Consider the following 4340-nt stretch of genomic DNA (forward strand, 5'->3'; position numbering starts at 1 on the left):
AAATTCGGTTTTGTGAGGTGAATACCCTGGACACAAGTAGCGGGGCTATTTGCCGAACAAAAGCGGATTTTTAGACCAATTTGCAGCCACCGCACGACTCATGGACGCAGGAGCAGTTGCCACGCAGGGCAGTCTATTCTCGAACAGCCTCCTGGTATAATTACCTGCGAATTGTTTCTGGCAAGTTTGTGGAATAACGTAAAAGTTTCTGTTCGGTATTTTTTTATCACAGCCTTTCATGAAATACCGGAAGTTTCTGGCTTGTTGTTGATTTTAGGATAAGTCACCATCGAACAATGAATGGATCCTTCCCAGATTGAAGAGATATTATTGCTCCTGAACTCATAAGCCTTCAAGCCAAAACTACGGTATATGTCCATTGCCCTTTTGTCGTTTTTTTTATGCCCATACACGGGGACAAACGCATTGCCATTAATAATCACACTGTTGAGGTAATTGGCGTATTTACCTTTTGCACGTGGGATCATGGTAACATTATAACCGAGCCTGCGAAGGATTGACCGATAACCACGCCGGTCGGTGATGATATTTTTGTCATCAATGATTTTAATTACTTCATCCACATGACCAATCCCCGTCTTGTGTTTGAGTCGGGTAAGCCGTTTACAGCCATAGTATTTTTTGAATATATCATCATTGAAGTCCGACTGCTTTCTCATATCATAGTTATTAACGGTAAAACAATTGCCCTTACTGTCAGCAAGCAAATTACCACCTTCAAACTCATATGGATGAGACAAAAGGGTAGCGTTGAAAAAGTTGGCAACTGCCTGATCCGGCTCCCAGGAATGATGGTATTTCGAGTCAACCAGGACAAGACTGTCATTTTTGCCAAAAACCGGAACAGGAAGTCCGTCCCGAGCCCAGTATCTGGTATCCGGTGAGCGTTTTACTTTCAAAACATGAAGAGGATTCCTGTCGTCAACCATTGGTTGGAATGATTGACGAGTATGTTCAGGGTTGCCGGAGGTATATACAATCAGGTGAACATCCCTTGGAAGATTCTGTGCTATTTTTATCTTGATTTTCGTGGATTCGCCATAAGGCCCATCTCTGAAGTCGGTGTCGCTAAACGCCAGATAACCCGCTTGTTCAAACTCTGCGTAAGGTCGCTTGACAATCGATTCTACTGTTTTCTTTTCAGACGCAGATACCGGGGTTTCTGAGGAAGGTTGCGCAGTTGACATTAAGGCCTTATACCAGTCCGGCGTAGTCAGGGGTGGCGCTGTCACGGATGTCGGCAATTCTGACACTGATTCTGTTATAAATTCGATAGCGGTGGGACTTAAGCCCTGGCTGGGTAACAGGCTGGACGTTGGATTGGTTGGGGATATATTGCGATTTGCCATTACTGAACTGCCTGCATTCCCGGAGAGAGTCAGTTCTCTTGCCAGGAAATAGGCTCCAACACCAGCAGCCGCCAGACCAAGGGCAGATGCCAGCGTTATTTTTGGATGGCTGACAACCCAGTTTGCAAACCTGGAATGCAAACTCTGGTGGCCGTTATTTCTCTGGGCATCCGCATTGATTGTGGCTTGGTTGATGACTACCTGATTGGTTGTCGGGATAAAGTTGACATGGGTTTCTTGCATTGTTTTACTACCTGTTTGATTACTTTTGTTTGAAAACTGCCTGGTTACTATTCAGCCCCGGGCAATGGCGGATAGCCGTATTCTTCTACAACTCTGAGAATCAATGCTCAGGACACTTTTTTCTGTTGAAGTCCAGAGTTCTGTAAATCAACAAATAATAGACACCTATAATTTGCTGATTCAATCACTCCATGAACGATATAGCACAGAATGCTCTGGACGCTACGCCTATGCTGCAACGGTTTGACGATAAATAATCGAGGCAGGCGCCGCATGCTGTAATGAACATACGGGGAGAGCAGAGTCGGTCTGCTCGCAACTTCAATTGAGATGGGGTTGGGCTCCGCGGTGGTGGCTTTTGGAAGCGACTGCCAAACCACTGTGAACTGCGCTGATTAAGAGTCAGGTTGGTGAGCGTTACAGAAAAGGCGCAACAAGATCAAAGTGGCCGCCATGCCTGCTGTGACCCTGATTATTGGTTTTTTGCCTCAGCGGCATCTCACGTTAAAAACCCCGTCATCCCGACGGGGTATTCTTTTAATTACTGTAGTTACGCACTTCATTGTCGTTTACTACCATCAGTAGCATTTTGTCCAAATGATCAGGCACTACATATGGCAGAGGTGCGCAGGTTAATTACTTGCTGATGTTGGTATAAACGACACTGTTATCGCTGCCATAGGGGTTGGGCACGTAGTCGTCAGCGTTATGGTCGTTCTCCCAGGTGGTCTCATCCAATAGATAACGGAAATGGAAAGCCTGATCCCCGGGCAGTTTTGCCTTGGTCCGAAAGGCTTTCTCTTTCTTATGGTATTTCATGGTGATCGGTTGCCATTGGTTAAAATCAGCAACCAGGGACACAGACTTGATGCCCGATTGAGCAAACTCAAAGGTTACTTCGGTTTCTGCTGTTTTCTTGATCGTTTTTTTCTTCAACATGTACAATCCTCAAGGTTTTCACGGCTTGAAGGCATAAGGTACAGTGATCGTCAGCCGTGATCAAATGGTTCTTGAAAGGGGTGTTATTTGCTGCCAGTACGTGTGTTTTTCTGTTGTATTGCGGCTATAAATGGTTTGTTTATTCTTAAACATTCAACAATCCAGGCTATACCATGGTGGTGTTTTATGAACAACGGTGAAAGGGGGTGAAATGCAGTCTTTTTATTTTCATGATTATGAAACGTTCGGTACCGATCCCGCGCTTGACTGGCCGGCCCAGTTTGCGGGTATCCGGACAGATGCAGAATTGAATGAGGTGGGTGAGCCGCTGAATATTTTCTGTAAGTTGCCGGAAGACCATCTGCCTGCCCCTATGGCCTGTCTGGTCACCGGTTTGACACCTCAGAAGGTGAACGAGCATGGAATGGTGGAGCCGGAATTTATTCGCCGCATTCAATCTGAGTTGATGGTGCCGGGCACTTGCGCCTTGGGCTATAACACCATTCGTTTTGATGATGAGGTCACCCGCAACATTCTCTACCGGAATTTTTATGACCCCTATGCACGGGAGTGGCAGAATGGCAACAGTCGTTGGGATTTGATTGATCTGGTCAGATTGACTGCGGCCTTGAGACCGGAAGGCATTGAATGGCCGTTGCGTGAGGATGGCTGCAAAAGCTTCAGGCTGGAGGAGATTACCGCTGCGAATGGTCTGGATCATGGCGCAGCCCATGATGCTTTGTCGGATGTTCGGGCCACTATTGCGCTGGCAAGGCTGATTCGGCAACGACAGCCCAGAGTGTTTCAGTTCTATCTGTCCCATCGGGGTAAGCGTGAAGTGGCCGGGTTGTTAAATCTGGTCAGCCAGCAGATGGTGGTGCATGTGTCCGGCATGTTCGGGGCGCAACGCAATAACCTGGCTGTGGTGATGCCGCTGATTGATCACCCGGTAAATCGTAATGGTATTGTCGTTTATAATCTGTCCGTGGATCCGACACCCTTGATGAATTTATCGGTGGATGAAATACGACACAGGATGTTTACGCCCGCTGATCAATTAGTCGATGGGGAAGCGCGAGTTCCGTTAAAGACCATCCATATTAATAAATGCCCGGCGGTTGCGCCACTGAGTGTCCTGAGGGGTGAAGATCAGGATCGTCTTGAAGTAGACCTTGCCAGGTGTGAAGCGCACCGGAGCCAGTTGTTAGCGGACAACAGGCTGGCAGAAAAACTCAAAGCGGTGTTTTCGCAGTCACCAGCAACGAAACACACGGATCCTGATCAGATGATTTATTCAGGAGGTTTTTTCTCACCGGCAGATAAGAATGAAATGAGCCGGATTATTTCATCCAATCCTGCGCAGTTACCTGAACTGGGTCTCACATTTTCCGATAAGCGGCTGGAAGAGATGCTGTTCCGTTATCGTGGTCGGCACTATTTTGAAACTATGGATAAAGAAGACCGGGTGCTTTGGAAGCAATATTGCCAGGACCGATTATCGGGGGTGTTACATCCGGAAAATAATCAACTATTGACGCTTGATCATTTCTGGAGCGAATTGCGAGAGGCTCAGGTAGTAGCTGGGGAAGATCTGGAAAAGCAGCATATATTGGCACAACTGTCTGATTATGTGCAGGGGCGTGAGAACATTATCAAAGAGCATACCGAGATTTTTATCAATTAGCTATGTATGTGTCTAACCGGTTGAAGACTATTTTTAGTTGAATTCATGTTTTTAACCTGAATCCGTAACTTCAGAAGACGTTGAAACCTTCGGAAGCCGGTCGT

3 protein-coding genes are annotated in these 4340 nt (G+C 46.7%); 1 reads left to right on the forward strand and 2 read right to left on the reverse strand.

Annotation, left to right across the window (positions count from 1 at the left end; translation table 11 throughout):
• Window positions 1-236: 236 nt before the first annotated feature.
• The gene (locus tag KDK14_RS10855) at window positions 237-1613 is read right to left on the reverse strand and encodes an agmatine deiminase family protein (RefSeq protein ID WP_257265127.1); all 1377 of its coding nucleotides are present in this window, start codon (window positions 1611-1613) and stop codon (window positions 237-239) included.
• A 636-nt stretch (window positions 1614-2249) separates the two neighbouring features.
• On the reverse strand, window positions 2250-2552 hold the full coding sequence (locus KDK14_RS10860; protein WP_257265128.1) for an isoamylase early set domain-containing protein: 303 nt from the start codon (window positions 2550-2552) through the stop codon (window positions 2250-2252).
• Between the two features lie 211 nt (window positions 2553-2763).
• Between KDK14_RS10860 and sbcB the strand changes: the two genes are divergently transcribed.
• Window positions 2764-4236: an exodeoxyribonuclease I gene (gene sbcB / locus KDK14_RS10865; RefSeq protein WP_257265129.1), complete on the forward strand. Its 1473-nt coding sequence runs from the start codon at window positions 2764-2766 to the stop codon at window positions 4234-4236.
• The last annotated feature ends 104 nt before the right edge of the window (window positions 4237-4340 follow it).

The organism is Endozoicomonas sp. ONNA2 (assembly GCF_024606365.1).
Classification (GTDB): Bacteria; Pseudomonadota; Gammaproteobacteria; order Pseudomonadales; family Endozoicomonadaceae; genus Endozoicomonas.